Source organism: Halosimplex aquaticum (genome assembly GCF_028747785.1).
Taxonomy (GTDB): domain Archaea; phylum Halobacteriota; class Halobacteria; order Halobacteriales; family Haloarculaceae; genus Halosimplex; species Halosimplex aquaticum.
Genome location: NZ_CP118158.1, coordinates 1,591,817 through 1,612,663, shown reverse-complemented (window position 1 = coordinate 1,612,663; position 20,847 = coordinate 1,591,817). Strand labels below are relative to the sequence as shown.

The 20,847-nt window shown below is 55.6% G+C and carries 16 protein-coding genes and 1 pseudogene; 13 read left to right on the top strand and 4 right to left on the bottom strand.

Annotated elements, in window-relative coordinates; all coding sequences use genetic code 11:
- Positions 1–69 precede the first annotated feature (69 nt).
- Positions 70–345: a PLP-dependent transferase gene (locus PSC72_RS07990; protein ID WP_274325355.1), complete on the top strand. Its 276-nt coding sequence runs from the start codon at positions 70–72 to the stop codon at positions 343–345.
- A gap of 490 nt (positions 346–835) precedes the next feature.
- Here the strand turns inward: PSC72_RS07990 and PSC72_RS07985 are convergent, their stop codons facing one another.
- On the bottom strand, positions 836–3,307 hold the full coding sequence (locus PSC72_RS07985) for an AAA domain-containing protein (protein WP_274325354.1): 2,472 nt from the start codon (positions 3,305–3,307) through the stop codon (positions 836–838).
- Positions 3,308–3,459: 152 nt separating this feature from the next.
- On the opposite strand from PSC72_RS07985, the gene PSC72_RS07980 reads away from it, so the two are divergent.
- The 4 genes from PSC72_RS07980 to PSC72_RS07965 are packed head-to-tail and all read left to right on the top strand — an operon-like array spanning position 3,460 to position 12,104.
- Entirely contained in the window at positions 3,460–4,344 is an 885-nt protein-coding gene (locus PSC72_RS07980; protein WP_274322818.1) for an IS1595 family transposase, read from the top strand.
- A complete protein-coding gene (locus PSC72_RS07975) occupies positions 4,322–7,702 on the top strand; it encodes a hypothetical protein (RefSeq protein WP_274325353.1) in 3,381 nt (1,126 codons plus the stop codon). The genes PSC72_RS07980 and PSC72_RS07975 overlap by 23 nt, the downstream gene beginning before the upstream one ends.
- On the top strand, positions 7,699–8,286 hold the full coding sequence (locus PSC72_RS07970) for a BREX protein BrxB domain-containing protein (protein ID WP_274325352.1): 588 nt from the start codon (positions 7,699–7,701) through the stop codon (positions 8,284–8,286). Before PSC72_RS07975 ends, PSC72_RS07970 begins: the two co-directional genes overlap by 4 nt.
- Positions 8,286–12,104 (top strand): hypothetical protein, encoded by a 3,819-nt coding sequence (locus tag PSC72_RS07965; RefSeq protein WP_274325351.1) that lies wholly within the window; start codon positions 8,286–8,288, stop codon positions 12,102–12,104. The genes PSC72_RS07970 and PSC72_RS07965 overlap by 1 nt, the downstream gene beginning before the upstream one ends.
- A gap of 85 nt (positions 12,105–12,189) precedes the next feature.
- On the opposite strand, the gene PSC72_RS07960 is transcribed toward PSC72_RS07965, so the two are convergent.
- The gene (locus tag PSC72_RS07960) at positions 12,190–12,762 is read right to left on the bottom strand and encodes a hypothetical protein (protein ID WP_274325350.1); all 573 of its coding nucleotides are present in this window, start codon (positions 12,760–12,762) and stop codon (positions 12,190–12,192) included.
- A gap of 100 nt (positions 12,763–12,862) precedes the next feature.
- Between PSC72_RS07960 and PSC72_RS07955 the strand changes: the two genes are divergently transcribed.
- The 3 genes from PSC72_RS07955 to PSC72_RS07945 all read left to right on the top strand — a co-directional run bounded on the left by PSC72_RS07955 (position 12,863) and on the right by PSC72_RS07945 (position 15,182).
- Complete coding sequence (locus PSC72_RS07955) at positions 12,863–13,858, top strand: hypothetical protein (RefSeq protein ID WP_274325349.1); 996 nt, start codon at positions 12,863–12,865, stop codon at positions 13,856–13,858.
- Between the two features lie 94 nt (positions 13,859–13,952).
- Entirely contained in the window at positions 13,953–15,002 is a 1,050-nt protein-coding gene (locus PSC72_RS07950; RefSeq protein WP_274325348.1) for a hypothetical protein, read from the top strand.
- A gap of 57 nt (positions 15,003–15,059) precedes the next feature.
- Positions 15,060–15,182 carry a hypothetical protein gene (locus PSC72_RS07945; protein WP_274325347.1) on the top strand — a complete coding sequence of 41 codons (123 nt, stop codon included), beginning with the start codon at positions 15,060–15,062 and terminating at the stop codon, positions 15,180–15,182.
- A 102-nt stretch (positions 15,183–15,284) separates the two neighbouring features.
- On the opposite strand, the gene PSC72_RS07940 is transcribed toward PSC72_RS07945, so the two are convergent.
- A complete protein-coding gene (locus tag PSC72_RS07940; protein WP_274325346.1) occupies positions 15,285–15,596 on the bottom strand; it encodes a hypothetical protein in 312 nt (103 codons plus the stop codon).
- Positions 15,597–15,779: 183 nt separating this feature from the next.
- Here PSC72_RS07940 and PSC72_RS07935 point away from each other — a divergent pair, with 183 nt between their 5' ends.
- The 3 genes and pseudogenes from PSC72_RS07935 to PSC72_RS07925 form a co-directional block, all read left to right on the top strand.
- Entirely contained in the window at positions 15,780–15,947 is a 168-nt protein-coding gene (locus tag PSC72_RS07935; RefSeq protein ID WP_161625241.1) for a hypothetical protein, read from the top strand.
- A gap of 8 nt (positions 15,948–15,955) precedes the next feature.
- Positions 15,956–16,462, top strand: a complete 507-nt coding sequence (locus tag PSC72_RS07930) for a hypothetical protein (RefSeq protein ID WP_274325345.1) — start codon at positions 15,956–15,958, stop codon at positions 16,460–16,462.
- A gap of 82 nt (positions 16,463–16,544) precedes the next feature.
- A pseudogene (locus tag PSC72_RS07925) lies at positions 16,545–17,660 on the top strand (N-6 DNA methylase); the annotation flags it as partial.
- Positions 17,661–17,684: 24 nt separating this feature from the next.
- Here the strand turns inward: PSC72_RS07925 and PSC72_RS07920 are convergent.
- Positions 17,685–18,569, bottom strand: coding sequence for an IS1595 family transposase (locus PSC72_RS07920; RefSeq protein ID WP_274322818.1), 885 nt, complete (start codon positions 18,567–18,569; stop codon positions 17,685–17,687).
- A 122-nt stretch (positions 18,570–18,691) separates the two neighbouring features.
- Here PSC72_RS07920 and PSC72_RS07915 point away from each other — a divergent pair, with 122 nt between their 5' ends.
- Together PSC72_RS07915 and PSC72_RS25585 are read left to right on the top strand one after the other, a co-directional pair.
- Positions 18,692–19,855, top strand: coding sequence for an ATP-binding protein (locus PSC72_RS07915; protein WP_274325344.1), 1,164 nt, complete (start codon positions 18,692–18,694; stop codon positions 19,853–19,855).
- 497 nt (positions 19,856–20,352) lie between these two features.
- Positions 20,353–20,727, top strand: coding sequence for an HNH endonuclease (locus tag PSC72_RS25585; protein ID WP_382261444.1), 375 nt, complete (start codon positions 20,353–20,355; stop codon positions 20,725–20,727).
- Positions 20,728–20,847 lie beyond the last annotated feature (120 nt).

The window sequence follows — 20,847 nt, the reverse complement described above, 5'->3', positions numbered from 1 at the left end:
TGTGTGAGGCTTTCTATGACACCCTCTGGGCTACCAAATCATTCACAACAGAAGCTTGCACAGGATCAGATGGATGGATTTGGGGGGATCGTCTCGTTTGAATTAGATGCAACGGGAGCCGAGACGCGGGCGATCCTCGAAGAACTCGACGTTTTCACACTGGCAGTTAGTCTGGGCGGCACGGAATCACTCGTAGACCATCCGGCAACCATGTCCGCATCGTATCTTTCCGATAAAGAGCGTAAAGCCGCTGGAATTCCGGATTCCCTGGTCCGAATTCCCGTGGGTGTTGAGCACGTCGACGATTTGATCTCCGATCTCGATCGAGCACTCTCAAATCTGTGAAGGGCAGATATTTCACGACAAAATACTTGTATCGAGGGGCCGTGTTTAGACGCTCGTAAGAGCGGTTGAGGGCGGTTCTTCCCGAATCCACGAGTCGGAATCGTTGACGAGTATCGGCAGTTTCTGAGCCGAGGTCAGTCTGATCAGCCTGGATTGATTGCAGTAGCCGGGCAATTCGGTACGGGGACGCAAATGGATGAGCCGAACTACCGGCGTCTGTTCATCTCCGATCGAGACACAGGCTCTCAACGGCCTGCAATTCGGCGTCTAAACAAGGCCCTGTCTCTGTAGATTCAGTCGACGTAATCCTACGGCATCTCTGGTCTACAGAGAGACGTCAGTGACATCCCAATAGAACGCTTATCCCTAAGTAGCCCGCAAGCCGCTCCGCCTTTCTGCGTGTTGTTCTCTCCGGGTTCGGGATTAAACTGACTGGAAATCCGGGTTCACCTGACTGGGAGAGAATTATGTTGAATTTGGATCCTCGTCCCTATGGAGTGTTTTCATACTTGTAGACGCAGATTTTCGGATCTCCATTGATAGACGTCGGTAGCTCTGTACTGAGGATTTCACTGAGTGTCCCATCCCATATCGGATTTTTACTACGTTTTGTTGGTGCTTCACCACTACCTATCCCGATCTCTTTCCAGATGAGCGTCTCGTCGTAGAGGTCCGGATCTGCTGGAATATAGCCCAAGAGTGTTTCCGGGGCGATGATTACTAGCTTATCGCGATGACGGGTAAGTGATACGTTGACCCGGTTCTGACTTAGCAAGAAGTCGCTCTCTTTAGAGATATATTGTGGGTCAGAAACGGTCGCACTCACGACCATCAGATCCTGTTCCCCTCCCTGGAAGCGATTTACTGTCTCTACCGCGATCTCACTCTTGTCCTCGTTGGTGAGTTTCGCATCTTCGAGTAGGGCTGTCACTCTACTCCGTTGTGCATTGTGTGGTGTAACGACTCCTGCAGACGTGGTGTTGTTGCGCCCCTCGAGGACTCTCGTCGCTAGTGCTGCTTCGATTGGATTCCACTGCTGGTAATGCTCATCACTGTGGTATGTAACTAGTGTCACAGATGCATCTCCCAAGATAGCGTCCACTGGTATCGGTAAGTCATCATCAGAGACTTCCACGGGTGCCGATTCACGTCCCGATTCGTAGTCAATGCCGTCCGCTTTGTACACGGTCTGTCGAGCCAGGTCCGCCGTTGTTGACCCAAATCGGTAGGTTCTGGACAATCGGAAGAATGGAATGCCGGTGGCCTCCGTGGACGCCCGATGTTCGTGCTCCCACTCGCCCTGTCGCTCCTCATCCAAGACATCGTTTTCTCCGCGCAGAAGTCGAAGATAATCGAGAGCGGACAGGTAGGGAACGGTCGCACGGATGTCCCTTCGGGACTCATCATCCCAGTCGTGCTTCTGTACAGGCGGGAGTTGCCGGTGGTCGCCCCCGACCAATACTTGCCCTCCCGGCGCGAGTGCGCTCCCTACTAGAAGGAAATTAGGGAGCGTGAGCATCAAGGCTTCGTCGGCGGCAAGCACATCCCAGTACTCTTGATCAGCAGTTTCCTCGTCTTCAGAGTCAGGACATAACTTGCTCACTAGACGCCATGCACGCCCTGGTGTAGCGAATACGAGCGTTTGTACGGACTCGTCGGCGTCACTATCGTCGTTTGCGACAGCACCGAAGTTACTCAGCCTTGACTGTCCACCCGAGCCTGTTTCGCTTGAAGCACTGCCGCCGGAGGTCACCCACTCTCGAAGTTGTTCCAATTTCTCTGCATCATCCGAATCGTTGTAGTCGATGTAAGTGACGTTTTCTGGCGTATTTTCTGGCTCATCGTTGGCGATGCGGACGAGATGAGCATTCTCGAGCGACGCTTTGAGTTGCGAGGTATCCTTCCCAGTCGCCTGTTCCGCGTCGGTCATCGTCTCCGCGACATCCTCGAGGAGCTCGTCTATCGCGGTATTCGATGGGGCGGTCACGAGCCCAGCGAAGTGAGCGTTATTGGCAGCTGCGGCATACATTCGCGCGCACAATCCCGGTGCGAACGCACCGGCAGTCTTTCCCGTTCCAGGAGGCCCCTGGAGACCGACGATTTGTGCAGTGCCCTCCGTAATGAATGCTCGCTGCTCATCACTCGGGAGTGAGTCAGGACCAAACGACTCAGAGAGCCAGTCCGCGAACGTATCCAACCCATTATCGCTGATACCGCTGGCTTTGGACGAAAGCTCGTTTCCAAACCGAACAGCTTCTAGTACCTCATGAAGTTCGTTTGTGTCCGCATGATCTAATGCAGCTTTGGCTCGTCCAGCTGTGATATCGTCCGTTTGCGGGTCAAGAATGACCTGTTCACCATTAGCGAAGTAGGTCTGATTACTGTCTGACGTGTCGTATTTTTCTTCAGTAGTCCATTTATCGTGTGTCCGGCCGAAATCGTCGCCCTCGCCGTAGAAGTTGTGTGCATCGAAGGAGATGGCTCTACTATCCAGATCTAAGGTTTCCAGCGTTACCTGAACGCCCGATTCAATTTCATATGGCTGTGTCGTCTCGGTATCCAATCGACCGAAGTCGTAGGGATTCGCCACCATCCAAGACCCGCTCGAAGACCCCTCACTCCCCTTTTGACGACACGCGCGTCGGATTTCTTCTTCGTTCCTGAGAAACGGCAGATCAAATCGAACTACTCCTTCGACGTGAAGCGTGCGACTGTTCTTCTCCTCGACTTTGTTGATCGAAACGGGGATCGATTTTCCGGACAACATCCGCTGAGTCGGAAGCTTTCGATAGTGGTCATACTCTTCCTTTCGTTGGGCTGTATGTTCTATCCAAAGATACCGGTGACAAGCTGCTGCGAGTGATGGTGGTGAGTAGGCATCGACGGCCAATCGTCCCATCGGATACGGATCCTTGTTGAGTACCGCGTCACGACTGTTTAGAGAACGCTCAACGTGTTCCAAGGCATCGCAGAAGTGTCGGCCAAGGGCTCGAATATCTTCGGAGTCAATTTCCTGGTCCTTAGTTCGTACGCTCTTGCGAAGTAGATTGTTGATAGCGGGAGCTGCGGCTGGAAGTCGAAGAGGGCAAGGGCACCGCGCCAGCGGTGCCCGATATGTTCCCAATACGCCGGTTCGTGTCTGAATCGGCTGCCGCGAACCTGCTCCAACAGGTTCGCTGGCGTGATGGCGTCGAGTGCCCCCGCTGCCGTTCTGACCTGACGGTCAGAAACGGCAGCTATCGGGAGTACCAGCGGTATCTGTGTAAGAATTGCGGTCGGACGTTCAACGACAAGACCGGCACGATCTTCGCTCACTCGAAGCTCTCGCTGAAAGAGTGGTACTTCACGATCTACGTCTTCTTACGGTTCAACACGAGCATTCGCCAGATCGAGGCAGAGCTCGATCTTTCGTACAGAACGGTGAGACGGCGCGTCGAGCGCTTCGCCAGATCGCTCGACGCGCCTTCGATGACGCTGTCCGGGCCGGTCGAAATCGACGAAGTGTACGTGTCTGCGGGGCTGAAAGGCCGCGAGCGCGACCAGGAGTCGCGCTCGCGTGGCCTGTCCACGCGTGGGCGAGGCTCGTACGACGGCGACAAACCGCCGGTGTTCACGCTGGTCGATCGCGGCTCGGACGAGCGGTACGTCGTGCCAGCGAAATCCGCCGAAGAATCGACCGTGCGACTCCTGCTCGGCAACCGCACACAGGAGTCGCTGACCGTCTACACCGACGGATTTCGGGCGTACGACCCGCTAGAGGACGATGACGCATTCACCCGCGAATACGTCGTCCACGGCGACGGTGAATACGCTGATGGCGACGTACACGTCAACGGTTGCGAGAGCCACGCGTCGCTGACGCGACGGTGGCTCTCGCCCCACCGAGGCGTCTCGAAAGACAAGCTAACGCCGTATCTCAGAGCATTCCAGCTCCGGTGCGAACTCTACAGAAAACCAGGTGACGAAGCGCTCAAACATGCGCTCGACGCTGCCCTCTGAAAATCAACAACGTGCTTCACAAGAGCGTTCGATCAATCTTCTCAAGTATCAGGGGCAGAAGCAGCGGAGCTTCAGTGAGATCGTTCTCAGGCATGCCCATCAGGATCCCGATCTGACCGGAGTCGACGACGACATCTCGAAGGGGCTCTCCTCCCAACTCGACGTAGCGTATTTCGAGAAGTGGTTCCGGACGACCGACGCATGGCCTGAACGACAGACTCGGGCCCAGGATGCGCTTGAAACAGTCGCGGCCGGACATAGTGGGTACGACTTGGATACGGAGAATCTCTGGGAAGACATCCAGAGATACAACGCTCTGGCAGATGTGGTTCTCCCGAAGCTCTTCGAGGAAGTCAACGAAACCCGGGACGGGTATACCGATCTTCAACCCTCTGACATCGACCCAGAAGAGGTGGTGACTCGGTTAGACCAATTGCGCACAGAGCGGGAGGAAGAACTCGAGAAACCGGTAAAGCTGGTCTTGCTCCTCGACGAAGTGAGTCTCTTCATCGGGACTGACTTCGAGCGTTTGACCGAACTTCAGACGCTCGCAGAAAATATCGACGATATCGGTGATGGTGATATTCAGTTAGTCGCGACTGCTCAGGCGAAAATCGAAGACGTGCAGCCGAAGTTCGCCGCACACGGTGCAGACTTTAGCATCGTCAAGGATCGATTCCCACACCGTTATCAACTTCCCAGTAAGCATGTCGGTGATATCGCTAAGCGGCGTCTCTTCGAGAAGTCCGACCAGGGCGAATCCCGAGTCGATGAGGTGCTCGAAACTGCCTCTGTAAAGCCCACAGAATCACTGGTATACAACGAAATTAAACAGAACACAAAGCCACCACTCGACAGCATCGACGAAGATGCACTCGTTGAGTTCTATCCCTTCCTCCCCTATCACGCACCGCTCTTTCTCGAGATACTGTTTAATCTCAGGCGAGAAGCCACCGATCCCGCAAAGTCGATCTTCTCAGGAACTGCTCGCGCAATCCTCGCGCTCATGCACAACCTCCTCCAGCGCTGGATTGAGAATGGGAAACCCGACCACGTCATTACCTTGGTCGATTTCTACGAGTTGGTCAAACCAGAGCTTCGCGAGATTCTCACTCAGGACATGCGAGTCATCGAGGGATCGGACACGACCCGTGGGATCGCAGACGAGGTTGAAGACGGCAATCTCGAAGAGTTCGACCTTGCTGTAGCGAAGGCGGTTCTGTTGCTACAGCACGTCCACGACATTGTACCTCTGAATGAAGGGAACATCGCTGTCTCGGTCATGTCCGATCTCAACGGGCGGTCGTGGATCAGCACGCAAAATCGGGTCGAAGAATCGCTCGGTCGACTACAGAAGTTCATTCGACCCACTGAGGACGAATCTGGCGCAAGATACCGGTTCGCCACACAGGAGGAGCGCCTCATCTACGATGACACGGAAGCAAACGAGGAGAATCCAGATTGGGATGCCATCCTCCGTGCGTTAGATGAGCATCTCTGGGAGCGTATCATTCAGGATCTTGCTCTCCCGGAGTCCGTTCCATACAGCGACTCCGGTGACGAATACCCCGTTGCATACAAGTATCGTGTCGACGGGGAAGACTTTGAGACGACTACAGAGGCTGAAGGAGGGTTAGAGGTTTCCATCGCAGTGCAGGGTGTTCATCCCGACTATTCGTCTCACAATGGTGATGGGGAGACCCTCTACTGGGAAATCGATACCGACGGCCTCGAAGACCTTCGTAAGCATCTCGTCGAGTGGTGGGCACTTCGAGACGCGATTTCGACACACAACGCTCCCTCAGCGGTAGAACGTGATCTCGAACGGCGAGCCAGTGCTGTCAAGAGTAAGCTCGTTAGCGCCATGCAAAGCGGTTCCTACACCGTAAAGGATCGAACGGATATCGGAAGTCTCTCGGAGGCAGTGCAGACTGCGATTGACGTGGGGTATCCGGATGACTTCCACCCCATGATGCTCCAAGTGGACGAAGATCGTCTTCAGGAGCTCACAGAACTTTCCACCGAAGATCCGCTGCCAGCCTGGGCACATACAATTCAAGTACCGTCTTCTGACCCAACGGCAAGCCAGGGGAAGAAAACGATACAGAGCAACGTGATGGCGCTCACGGGTCGACAGCTAAAGGACAAAGAAGACGGCTTGAACATGAATACGGTCCTCGATGGAATTGCAGACAAAAAGCCGTTCTACGACGACGCTCATCCGGCACTGTGCGCCATTATCTGGGGCTTCTGTCGGGAAGGACGGCTTGTTCCCATCGACGAAGACGGGAATACCCTCGAAAATTCGGTGGTGCTGGATCAGAACCGGCTTTCGACGACGAGGCTGAAACTCCTCCCACGCGAACCGATCGGGAAGCTCCTCGAAAAGGGTGGCTTCAAAGAAACCACAGAGACAGTCGCTGACGGACTGATCAACCTTCAGGAATCAAATCAGCAGCTCCACTCGGCGCTCACTGGTCTTCGAGAGGACATCCAGCTCGTTGCCGACACCGACATCCGGTCAAAAGCCGTCAGAAGCCTTCTGGCGTCTCTCGCTGACGAGCTATCTGAACGGATTGACGCCGCTTCGGATCGTCTTGCTGTCGTCAGGTCACAGGGCGACGGGATCGGGGATGCGATTGAACAGACCAATGACGAACAGGAATGGCTCGATGAAGTTGTGGACGTTTGGAATCGTCGGCTGGTATCACTCTACCGCTTCGATGTCCAGCTCCTCCTGGGCGATAGTGAGTTCGAATGGATTGACGAGAATGCTCAGTCGTTGGTAGAGGAACAACGTGATGCGCTCGCGACGTTCGAAGGGAGTTGGTGGACGACCGAAGGGTGGAAAGTGCTCGTCGGCGAGACGGCCACGGGACTCAGCGACGAGCTTCAGCGATCGTGGGACGAGTATGTCGACGGCCAAGGCCTCGCTGCGTTCGTCAAGCGTCTCGAAGACCACCCCTGGATCGTTGACGCGACGGAACTTCCGACAAGTGTACAGCCTGCGTTTGAGCGGACATACATTACGCCACTCCGAGAGCTTCGCCGGTGGTACCATACCATCGAGGAAACAGTCTCCGCACTCGGTGCTGACGACGAAGACACGCTCGTTTCGGCGGCTGATGACGTCTCAACCGTTGAGTCTCGTGAAGAGGCTATCGAGGACGATATCGCTGTACTGGAGTCTAGACTCGAACGCCTCTCGACAATCGTCGGGGATCAGGAACCTGACGAAGTGGACCGGATCGGAGCCCTTCCGGACGACAGGCAGGCTATCAATCAGCGTCTCGAACAGCTCGTGGAGAACCGAGAGCTGGACATCGAAAAGGTGGATTCGGGGGTGATCGTTCGATGACAGACTCGCCGTATCTCGCATTCAAAGAGAAACTGTGCACGTTTGCCGACGGGCAAGCAGGAATCAGAAATCCGTTCGTCATCGCAGCGGTCGAACCAGCGGTCGAGCATCGGGTTGCAGAGCGGCTCAGTGCATGGGCAGTGGATGCTGACGAAGCACCAGCCGTCGAAACCGAGATCTCAGTACAACCAATCTGGCTCGACGAGCTTCTTCCGAAGACCAAGGTGTACAACCTATCGGTAGCACTGGGCGGCGAGACGACTGCCGAGCGTATCGAAGAGACGCTGCAAGATCGTCTAGCGGAAGAGCTCGTCGAGGAGATGATTGCGAACGAAATCGATGACGACCGCCTGCAGAGTCAACAGCACGTGGTATTGCTCCTCAATCTCGGCAGCCTCTATCCATTCACCCGTGCATCTGAACTTCTCGATGAACTCGACCGTCGTAACGTCAGGTCCACTATCGGCATTCCCTTCCCCGGCGACGTCGTCGGCGGGAAATTGAGTTTCTTCGGCGGCGATTCACGACACTACTACCCGGCACATCAGATCGACGGGCAGATTCGGGAGGTGCATCTCCAATAATGACTATCAAAGAGCTATTCCGTAGTGACCCCACGCGACAACTCGAAGAAGTCCAGAAAGTAAACGCCAGAGAGCGGGCTGAAACCGACGTTGCAGAGTTCCACGAGACCGAGAGCGCAAAACGCGTTCTTACGGAACTCGGAGAAGTCATACAGACACATCCGGGGGAGGCTGCACGTTTCCTCTATCTCCACGCGACCTTCGGTTCGGGGAAGACACACTTGCTGAAACTCATCGGCCTCGTAGCCGACAGCGAGTCCGAATTCGCGCACCTTGGAGACGAACTAGCCCAACAGTGGCCTGGGTTCGACAACCTAGCCCGGTCGATCGACGAGTCGCACGTCGACCGTCTCAAGCCGGTTTTCCTGAACCTTCTCGATCGGGACGCCTCCAAGGAACCGCCTCTCCCGTTTCTCATCTTCGAGGCGATTGGTCGTGAACTCGGATACCCGACGGACCCCAACTGGCTGCTCGAGTGGGCCTGGACCGTTGATATGGAATACGATGGTGTCTGGGATGCACTCATTGCCGCCGAGCAAAACGGACAGACCTTCGAGGACGTCCTCGAAGAACGAGCGTCGCTGCGACGCTGGCTCTACGAGACGCTACCGTCATTGCCGGAGACGAGTGGAACCGATCTCGACAGAAAATCCGGCGTCAAAGCGTCCATTGAGCGTGCAGAGGAGGAGGTCGACCCGGAATCGTTCGACCCCGGGGAGCTGGTCGACCGAGTCGAGGCCGTCACCGACGCGTTGAACGAAAGCGGACCACAGACGGAGTTACTATTGGGGCTCGACGAGGTTGCACTCTTCGTCGGTGATAGTCGTCACCGATACCGAGAGTTCGAGGAGACGATGGAAGCACTCCAGTATGGCCCGAATCCGGTCGTCGTCACGACCGGGCAGTATTCGCTCCCGGCGACACGCGAAAGTCTCATCGGGGAGCCAGCGGACGACCACTGGACCCATCAGCAGGTACCTCTCGAAGGCGCTGACACGGAGATTATCGTCCGGAAACGGTGGTTGCAGAAAGACGGATCCAGCAGTGATCGGGTATCCTCGCTCGTCTCATCGATGCCCGATCTCTCTTTAGAGACGTATTCGGCAGTCGAAAGTGCCGATCCCGACCCCGTCGAGTCGTACCCCTTCCGCGAATACGACCTCACTCTACTTCGAAAGGTGATGCAGGAACTGATCACACAGGGACGAGCAACCGACCGAGACTACATCCAAGGCCGAGCGCTGCTTGTGTTGGTTCGCTCGCTGTTCACGAAATTCGGGTGGGCGACGGCCGAGGAGGGGGCACTGGTAACGTGGGACGAGCTGTTCGATCTACTGGTAGAGGAAACCACGTACGTCCCGCTGTGGGTGCAGGAGATGCTCGATAATACGTTGATTCCGACCTTCGACGGCGATGAGAGCGCCTGGGAGGTCCGGGTATCGAAAGCACTGTACCTGCTTAATCAGACACCAGCAGTCCCAGCTACACCAGAGAATCTGGGCCGGTTGATGCTCGCCGACGTCCACTCTTCAGTTGATGAGACGGTGGACAACACCGAATCAGCGCTGAATACACTCGTGGACAAGCGAAAAGTGCTCACCGAAACCAACGACAAAGGTGACGAAGTATATACACTGGTTTCTGAGGAGCAGGAGAGTATTCTCAGTCGAGCACAGACCAAAGCTGAGCAGATCTCACCTCACCAGTTGTCTGCGTGGCTAGAAACGCGGCTCCGGGAAAACGACGACTTCTTCCGGAGCGATAGTAGCGTTCACGAGGCCGATGTCGGCGACGAACGCCTCGTTCCGCTTCGGTACGAGTACTCCATTCTCGACCCCGTCGGTCGAGCACCCACCACAGAATTCGATGCCGTTCGAATCCGCATCTTAGCTGATGATCCGGATACGGTCACTGATCAGGTCGAAACGTGGAAGGACGTAAACGACGGCCGAGCAGGAGGCGAGCACATTCTCATCGCGATCGACGTGCCCGAGACCACACTCGATAGGATTCGAAACGTCCTCGGGATGGGAGAAGTCCTCGAAGCGGAGACTGAGACACACGAGGAGCTCGAACGGGAACATCGGACCGACAAACGGCGGTTGGAGTCGTCCGTGAGCGATCTCCTCGAAAGTGCGTCTATCCACACTGTTCACGAGTATCGCGGTGAACGTCCGGGTGTACTCGAAGAAGTCGTCGAGGACCAGGTTCAGTCTGTCTTCGGCTCTACTCGGAAGGTACTATCGCGCCCTCTCGTCGAAGTCGACGATGCGAAGGGGTTAGCGAAGTTCTTCCGCGGTAGCGGCGAATGGCCCCTCGCCGACAGCGATGCGGTCATGTTAGGAGTAGACAGGTCTAATCGTCGGATCGGAGACAGTGGCTGGTGTCGAGAGTTCATCGACGAGTACGAATCACAGAGCGCAGTCGACGTGGAGACGTTGCTCCAGCAAACCCGTACCTCCAACGGAGACTATCGGGGGACGCCGCAAGAGTCGATCGCAGCACTCCTCATCACGCTCGCGACGTCGAACGAGAAGGTCGCTCTGAAGCAAGACACCGACTACGTGACGGAGCCAGCAGAAATCGGTCGGCAGGTGCGTACGAAGAGTGGACTCACTTCGTTGCAGGTCAGATTCGGCGTTGATACGATCAATCCCAAAGAGATCCGTACAGTCGTGTCGACTGTTCTGGGTCACGAACCAGACGGCGACGACCCCGACGAGTGGGTCACCGAGCTCGCGACCTGGGTGGATGAGCAGAGCGTCCTCGTCAAGCGAACATTCAAAGGAGTGTCTCGGGAGTTCGATGTCTCTCTGGAATCGCTCGAATCTGCACTATCGCCAGCGTACAGTGGTGGCGAAATCTCCACATCGGATCTCGTCGAAGATGGCGTTAAATCGGATGCAGAGACGTTCGCAGATGCGCGCGAGCTCTTCGCGGTCGAAGACGACGAGAAATCTCTCTGGACGCAGTTTTCTGAGACGTTAGAGTTAGTAGAATCACTGTACCCAAGTGCGACGATTACGTCGCGAATGCAGACTACAGCCGAAGGCGGTTCTGTGCCCACGAAGGAGACACTGGCAACCCGGATCGCTGATGCGACCGGTCATCGTATCGACGTTCTCTCCGAACAGTACCGGCGAATCACAGGCGGAACAATCGACGTAGCGGATCCGGCAGAGATCTGTGCAGACCTCTCCGCGTGGGTGCGAGAGAATGAATCAACGGTCAAAACGCTACTCGAGCATGCTACGGATACGTTCAGTGGTATTTCGTTCGACCACCTCGAACCAGTGTTCGAAACAGCTTGGACCGGTGACCAGATCGAGGAAGAAGCACTCGTTGCCTCTAGTGTGCGCCAGCAAGCGAAAGCCTACGAGAAGATCCGCGAGATCCTCGATGGGGATCCGAGTCCGTGGAATCAGTTGGAGGCAGCCAGGGAAACCCTTCGTACGGACCATCCAGACTCACCCACGACCGCGGCAGTAGACACCGTCCTCGATTCATCGCGACCGCCGTCACTTCAGCGGGTGCAGCAGCTCATCGATGAAGCAGACGATCCGAAACCACCGGATGCCGACGACGATGTCTGGGCGGAATTGCAGCGTATCGCAGAGGACCTCCGCCAGGAACTGCCGAACGCGAAAATCACCGATGAGGTGACTACGGTCGTGGACACTGACGAACAGCCAACCGAAGAACGGTCAGAAGAACTCCTCTCAGAAGCGAAGACGATCTTGGAGCGGATGCGGACGATGCAAGAGGAGTTAGATGGTCTGGATGACGACGAGATCGTGCTGATCGACAAAGTTGAGTGAAGACTACCGCCTCAGGGGCAACACATTGCGTAATTGGTGATACTGGTCTCTTTGAGGGGAGTTCGGGATTTAATTCGGCGAATGGCTATTTCTGGAACTGCTCGCTCTCAGGGAGATCATACGAATCGTAGCCCCCAGAGTGCAAAAATGCACGAATCTCCTCAGCTTCGCCCTTTGATGAAGGAGGATTCGCCTCGAATAGCTCCCCGATTACACCGCTGCCATCGGTACAGAGAGTGACAGTCTGATCAGAAGGTGTCCGACTCAGCGGGTCTCGGATTTCGTCTATCAAGATCGGCTGCTGTCCATCTCGGTGCGAGTATTCGTACAGGGAAAGGGTTCGGACCATGTCGTCGTCGACGAAAAAGCTAGCCTGTTCGATCTCAGGCGCGACCGCAATCCTCCTGTTTGCAAGGTCGTCCGCAAGGTCCTCGAACTCGTGTATGTCGGCAGGAACAGGGCCATTGATCTGATGTGTGATAGCCCCAGGCCAATTGAACCCGTAGACACGCTCGAAGAAGTTCACCGACTGCTCGTCATCGTGATCGAATACCAGAAGTAAATCTCCGATCTGGATTTCTGTTCCCTCGATGCTGATATGGGAGGAATAAGCGTACGTGGAAGCATCGTCGAGAGCGACGATATCTGGTTTGGACATACTATCGCTGTGTCTCCTTGCTACAAAGAATCATCCGCTCTAGTGAGCATTGAGACGACCTCACCAACTTCTTTGTGATACCCAAGTGTACGCGGCTGGTATGCCAAATCCTCTCTTCTCCACGTACACCCAGGGCGAGAATCGAGTAACTTCGACACTATTAGCGGTTCTCGAGCACGTGAATAGTCGGTTAGCCGAGGATATTCTGGAAGCGATTACCGACGAGTCTGACCTTTCTCTGGTCGGCTTCGATAATCAGGTTACAGGGACGGATTCAGTTCCGGATGCGGCGATCCGGGCTTCCACGGCGTTGTGGTTCGAGACGAAGACCAGTCGTGACGCTGTCCGTAGAGAGCAGTTGGACAATCACTTGCAGGCACTGGATGAGGACCCATCTGATCTCCAGCGGTTGATAGTCCTCACGCCAGATACCCGGGTTCCCCCCGAAGTACAGGCAATCGACGACGAACGGATCGTCTGGGCGAGTTTCGATACCCTCGTCGGGAGTATTGAATCGGTTCTAGAGCGGGATGTTGGGAGTGCCGAAGCGAGTATGTACGTTCCGACCGAACGCGAAGCCTTCCTGCTCCGTGAGCTCGTCCGATTTATCTACGACGAATCACTCGTAAGCGGGCAAGAAGATCGAGTGCTGGTCGTCGCTGCCCGCAAGGCGTGGCCGGAGTATCACAAGTATGGTCTCTACTTCTGCCAGCCGAATCGCTCTTTCAAACCGGTTTCGCACCTCGCGTTCTACAAGGATGGGGAGATCAAAACAACCGTTCCGAAGGTCACCGGGTCTATCGAGAGCGTCACCCTCGACGAGGAGACGGTACGTGGTCATCCCGACCTCTCCCAGCATCAGGAGAGCGAACTGCTAAGGGCCGTGGAACTGATGCGGGAGAATGGCTCCGATCGGTACCGAGAGACGGAGAAAGTCCTATTCCTGGAGGAAGACGTTGAGCTGGAACAGGCAATTCGGAACGACAAGACTGCGAGCGATTCCAATCGGACGGTCGCATTCGTTCAGGGCCACCGCTACGTGTCGCTAACGACACTCCAGGAGAACCCGACGTATACCACCGAATTAGAGGAGTGAGTGGGCCGGAGTGATGAAACCGTACATCGCACAGCGAGGTCTCAATTTGTAGCCGAGAGATACACTTATTATTGGAACCTCTTAATCGGCCATCGTGAGTTCCGAGACTGACTTTTCGGTATACCGTTTAAAAATACAGCCTGGCGGGGCAATTGAGACTGCGAATCCGTACGAATTCTGTAAGGGCGAGGGCATTGTTGGAGTTGGATGGGGCTACAATCCGGCGGTGTTGCTCGAAGATGGTGAAATTGAGAAGGTAGATGAGATGCCGGACACTGAGTCTGCAGTCGACCGGCACAACGAAATCGAACAAAGGTTTCGTGAACGGAAGAGCGACGATTACGCCCCCTCTCGAGTGAAACTCAATGGCGACCTCAAGTCCTCCTTGCGATACATGATCGAAGACATCGAGAAAGGGGATTTTCTTTGGGTGAACGAGGGAAGCGAATTCGCTCTCTGTAAGGTAACCGGAGACTGGGAAACTGACCTTGATCTGAGTGCCGAGAAACAGGACGAATTCGAGAGCAACGACATTCGGAATTTCCGTGAGGCAGATTGGGAGGTCGTCCCGTACCCGATGGTCCCAGGTTTCGTAAAGCGCCGGTTCGCTGGCCAGGGGAACACGCTAAGCCAGATGCACATCGAGGATAGTCAGAAATTGATTACAGAACAAATCTTCGCGGTGAGTGAATTTGACGATGCTACTGAGGGGCTTTCCGCGGCTGTGTCAGACCAATTGCGGGCAGATGTGACGGCTTCGCAGTTCCTTGGTATTCTCGATCCCGCTGAGATCGAGGACATCGTCCTTCTGAAGCTCCAAGCGGGTAAGGGAGATTGGTCGATCATCAAGTCGACGACCAGCAGTTCTGAAGCAGACATTGAGTGCGAACTACGTCGGATTCGTGATGATGAGGTTGAACGTGCGTTCGTACAGGTGAAAAGCGGAAACGCGTCTGTTTCTGAGGAAGAGTACGTAGAGAAGGCAGAATATGGAGACGTATTCTTCTTCGCCGAGGAACCGATCGATGTTGGGCAACACGGTAATATGTTCGAGATCAGCCCCGACGAAGTCTTCGAGTTCGCAAAAGAGCAGACGGGCCTTCTTCCCGACTCCGCATTATTGAAACTCAACGCCTACCTCTAAATTTCCTGGACGAGGGGTGTCTCGGAATTTATTAGCATAGGATACCACCGTGGTAGTATGAGCGCAAAGGGCCAGCTCCGGCGATTCGAGAACAAGGCACAGTTGCTCCGGCACATCGCTGAGGAGACTGGTACGGACATCGACACCCTGTGGGACGAGTACGAAACCCAGATCGAGTAGAACACGTTGACTCGCTGTCGTAGAGGAAGTCATAGAACAGTTCACAAGACGATTGATCCTCAGAATTGAGGAGTGAATCACCTGCTCAACCGGTGTGCGGTTTCAACGAAATTGTTCTTCAAACTCGATTGAATCGAACTTCTGTCTTCCGCGGCTGATTAAGAGGTCGTACTCATCTTCTCGGACAAAATCAACGACGGGCTCGTTATCCATATTGTACCGGATACGGTCAGGAGCCCATCCCAAGATCGAGAAGTACTCGAGAACGGCATTGGGATAGATATCCGTTCCACGGGTCTCACCCGTAACCTCGATGCGATTCTCCCCGGATTTCGCAGTGGCCCGCACGTGTTCACCGATGTCCTGTTCCAGACCTGCAATAACCTCATCGGCGTCGGAATCAGAGGATACCATACTTCGGGGAAAGAGTATCTGGGCAATAGAATCTATCGGCTGTATTGAGTGAACAGGGATTATGAAAACTAGGCGCGTGAACTGTTCTATGACACCCTTCTTGCTGGAGAACGTTAGCGAACGCTCGCCGCTAGAATTATAAGTCCCGCTCCTTTTAGAGTCTACTAACGGCAGGTGAGATTCATGAGTGAGAAAACAGCGGAACTGTGGGCGCGTGCGGAAGACTGTCATGAATCACCTGCAGATATAGAGGCAGCACTCGAGGAACTCAATCGAGATCTCGACTGGGATCGAGAGAACCTCATCGCAGAATCAGTCAGCCAGCGAGAATCGGTGCTGGCCGACGACTGAGTTCCTGAATGCTGATTTTGGACAGCAATGTCTGGATATACATAGCGACAGCAGCGGAACTCCCCGTGGAGATCTACTCCGATACGCTCGGCGAACGTCTCTACTTCACTGAAGAATTCTACGACAGTCGTCATCAGACCGTGGTTTCGGCGTACATGGTGGAAGAAATCCAGCAGGGACTCCATCGGTCAGAGCGAGTAGAGAGTGAGGAAATCGACGAGGCACTCACACTCCTGTTCAAGCTATTCGGTAGCTGTGACGACGTGATCACGACCTTCGACGGAGACGAACTCGAGGACCTCCAGTTACGAGACGTTCGACAGAAACCCCACAATCAGCTACTGGGACACCTGCTGGACATCCAGGCGAAAGACGTGCCTATCTTTTCGCTGGCGTACGAGTACCGATACGAACGGCCGCATATCTTGACCGACGATGGGGGTTTCGGGGAACTATCGCCGGCAGCGTTCGGTCTACAGAACATCACCGTCGAAGAGCTCTCACTGACGTGGTGAGTGGGAAGCCAGTACCCGGGCGCCCTCGGCAACATTGAAGTTGGTGGTGGTCAGTTGAGAATACCATACAGGTCATCTTCGAATGGAAAGCGAGTCTCTCTCTCAGCGGAAGGCGCAACTGGACAAGGGCGAACGCGAGCATCTCGAAGACGTCGTCGCCGAGATGCGAGATCGCGTCGAAGACAACGTACGGTTCCAGCTCACTCAGCAGGACCTCGACAGCAAGCCAGAAGACACTGATACACTGGACGAGGACACGACTTCACTGGTCGAGGCTATCGAACTGGAAGCCGTGGACGGCCACTCCTGGGACGACGGCTTCGAGAAGTACGTCACGAGCGTCGGGTATACGATCGTCAATCGGCTAGCCGCCCTCCGCTGTATGGAGGTTCGTGACTTCATCGACGAGGAGGTCACCGTCTTCAAGGAGAACGGCCTGACGCCTGCCGCGGAGACACTCGTCCACGAGGAGTTCCTCCTGGAAGACGAAGCTATCCTCGAGGCGTACCATCGGGCATGTGACTCACTTGCCGAGGAGATCGAGATCCTATTCGATCGCTCCTCTGCATACAGCCTCGTCGATCCGGACGACGACACCTTCGAGGAACTCTGCGGAATGCTCGACGAGGTTCCCGACGAGGTCTGGCGGGCCGACGACGTGCTCGGATGGGTCTACGAGTACTACAACGTCAAGCTGCTCGACGATCTGCGCCGCAAAGGCAACCGTGAAGGCCTCGAACCAGAGGACGTTCCTCCGGCGAATCAGTTCTATACCCCTCACTGGGTCGTCCGGATGCTCACCGACAACTCCCTCGGGAAGCTCTACCTCGAACACACCGGCGAGTTACAGGACGTCGTCGAAGCGCAGGAAGCATTCTCACCAGACGAACGCAAGAATCGACCGCTCTCTCCCGACGAGTCACCCGACATCGCTGATTTCTGTACCTATCTCGTCCCCTCCGAAGATGAGGGCGAGCCGACCGACTTCGACCACCCGGAGGAGCTTCGCGTCATCGACCCTGCCTGTGGGAGCGGGCACTTCCTGCTGTATGCGTTCGACGTATTGGAGCGCATCTGGCGTGCCGAGACGGACTTCCCCGAGGAGGAGATCCCGCGGAAGATTCTCCAACACAATCTCTACGGCGTCGACTTGGATATGCGGGCCTGCCAGCTCACAGCCTTCAATTTATATTTACGCTCTTGTGAAGCACGTTGTTGATTTTCAGAGGGCAGCGTCGAGCGCATGTTTGAGCGCTTCGTCACCTGGTTTTCTGTAGAGTTCGCACCGGAGCTGGAATGCTCTGAGATACGGCGTTAGCTTGTCTTTCGAGACGCCTCGGTGGGGCGAGAGCCACCGTCGCGTCAGCGACGCGTGGCTCTCGCAACCGTTGACGTGTACGTCGCCATCAGCGTATTCACCGTCGCCGTGGACGACGTATTCGCGGGTGAATGCGTCATCGTCCTCTAGCGGGTCGTACGCCCGAAATCCGTCGGTGTAGACGGTCAGCGACTCCTGTGTGCGGTTGCCGAGCAGGAGTCGCACGGTCGATTCTTCGGCGGATTTCGCTGGCACGACGTACCGCTCGTCCGAGCCGCGATCGACCAGCGTGAACACCGGCGGTTTGTCGCCGTCGTACGAGCCTCGCCCACGCGTGGACAGGCCACGCGAGCGCGACTCCTGGTCGCGCTCGCGGCCTTTCAGCCCCGCAGACACGTACACTTCGTCGATTTCGACCGGCCCGGACAGCGTCATCGAAGGCGCGTCGAGCGATCTGGCGAAGCGCTCGACGCGCCGTCTCACCGTTCTGTACGAAAGATCGAGCTCTGCCTCGATCTGGCGAATGCTCGTGTTGAACCGTAAGAAGACGTAGATCGTGAAGTACCACTCTTTCAGCGAGAGCTTCGAGTGAGCGAAGATCGTGCCGGTCTTGTCGTTGAACGTCCGACCGCAATTCTTACACAGATACCGCTGGTACTCCCGATAGCTGCCGTTTCTGACCGTCAGGTCAGAACGGCAGCGGGGGCACTCGACGCCATCACGCCAGCGAACCTGTTGGAGCAGGTTCGCGGCAGCCGATTCAGACACGAACCGGCGTATTGGGAACATATCGGGCACCGCTGGCGCGGTGCCCTTGCCCTCTTCGACTTCCAGCCGCAGCTCCCGCTATCAACAATCTACTTCGCAAGAGCGTGTCTACTATCGTAGTCGCTCTTGGCACCCTCGTATCGATGGGACTCGTTAGTTCCAGTCCTGAGGAGATCCCCGCTTTCGTTGGACCCTTCTTCGTTGCTGCAACGGTTGGCTGCCAGTTCGTCGGCGCGTATCTTGTGTCTGCACTCTTCGCTTTTGCAGAAACCGACACCGAAGACCCCGACCCCGTCCCCGCTGGACTTACCGCCTCGGACTCGTCGGCTCAGTCCACTACGCCCTCCTTCAAAACAGGAACTCCAGAAATTCATCACCCTGCCGAATCTACATCTCACAACCGGTCTGCATCACCTGTCGGAGCGTCGGATCACCGGCTTTCTTCTGCCGCTCTCGATCAGTATTCCTACGATTGGCAGTACTCGAACACCGAATTCGCGGATATCGGTGGCTACTACGAAATCAAGAGCGAGTTAGATTCCAAGGTGATCGAACCGATCCGGTCGGCCGGAGCTGACGACGACCGCTTCTCTCGGTTCGGGATCGAACCTGCTCGAGGCATCATGTTCTACGGTCCTCCCGGCACAGGAAAGACGATGTTTGCTCGGGCACTCGCTGGGGAGTTGAGTGCTCCTTTCCTCGAGCTCTCGCCTGGTGATGTCACGAGCCGCTGGATCAACGCGAGCAGTGAGCAGATCAAAGCGCTGTTCGATGAGGCGGATTCGATCGGGCGATGTGTTATCTTTCTCGACGAGGCTGAGCACCTGTTCGGCGCACGGGACGTCTCTGACCTTAGTTCCCACGTCGAGGACAGGAAGGTGACCTCCGAATTCCTTGCACAGCTGAGTCGTGAGGGCCGAGAGGCAATCGTCGTGTCGGCGACGAACCGACCGGGAGATATCGATCCCGCCATCCTCCGTCCCGGTCGTCTCGCCACTCACTTCGAAATCGACCTGCCTGATGAAGAGACCAGACATGCTATCTTGGAGATCCATCTTGCTGGAGTACCCTCGTCGCTCTCCGGAGAGGAACTCGCTGCTCTTGGGGCTCAAACAAGAGGGCTCACCGGAGCTGAACTCGAAGAACTCGTACTCGAGGCACGACGAAACGCGGCTACCCGGGATGCCGAGACGATAACTCGCGAAGACTTTCCTTCGGGGGATAGACTCGCTGAGCAGTCCGAGTCGAGCCAATCGCAGACACCTTCTCTTCCGAACTTCGGCGATCAGAGTCGAGGATATCAGTAGCCTCGCAAATTCGCTTCGGACTATATGGATTATCCGTATAACACGGATGGCTGAGCTCATGATTTGCTTCAGAACCGTTCGGTGAAGGCTCTGTAGCGTCGGACAGCATCCACCTACGCTACAAGTAGGAACAATACTGGTGTAGCGTAGGATATCCGATAACGGATTTTCAGGAAGTCGTACAGGGTCTAATTCCCCACCAGTCGATTCTCCCATCCTCCCCGAGTGGACTTTCGCATCGATAGTGGGTGTGTCCGATTTGGATGTAGGGGTGATGTGTGGGAAAATTCCGTGTTAAGCTTCTGAGACACTGATTCCGATAGCTGATTTATAATTGATCGCGGCGTATCGTTGAACGTCATGAAGTTACTCCGAGGGCCAGATGAAATCCACTATTCACAACTCAAACCGTATCTCGCAGCCGTAGACCATCTCGTGGAGCTGAAAGCCGAGTCTGTACAGCCAGGCACGGCAAAAGCGGAGACGCGTTCTGAGTAATGTTCGGTCGTGGCTCTGGAGTGAGCGCTCGATGGGATGACCCGGACACCTACGAGGGTAAGTATCCGCCTGACTGGGATTTCCGCCGAAAGGCTGTGTATGAACGGGACAACTACACGTGCCAGCACTGCGGGGTTCGTAGTGGCCCGCACGCCGGCGATGGTGGCGCTGTTCTTCATGCACACCACCAGATCCCTCTAAATCGTGGTGGTGGGAATCACCTTGAGAATCTTGCGACTGTTTGTCAGTCCTGTCATGATCGGGCCCACGGCCACCCTACCGGGCGCAACTACGAGAACCGTGGATACAACGGCGTCCGTATTCTTCGAAGGACGGGTAACATCTTTATGCGCATTATTCGGAGATTCCTCTGAAAGGCATTAGATCAGTGGCGGATCGTTGGTACAGCCTTGCTCTATGAGACCGTAATCTAGGTACAGGGAACCGAGTTCAGAAGGCCCGGAGTATCTGCCACGTGAATATGCGGCAGTAGG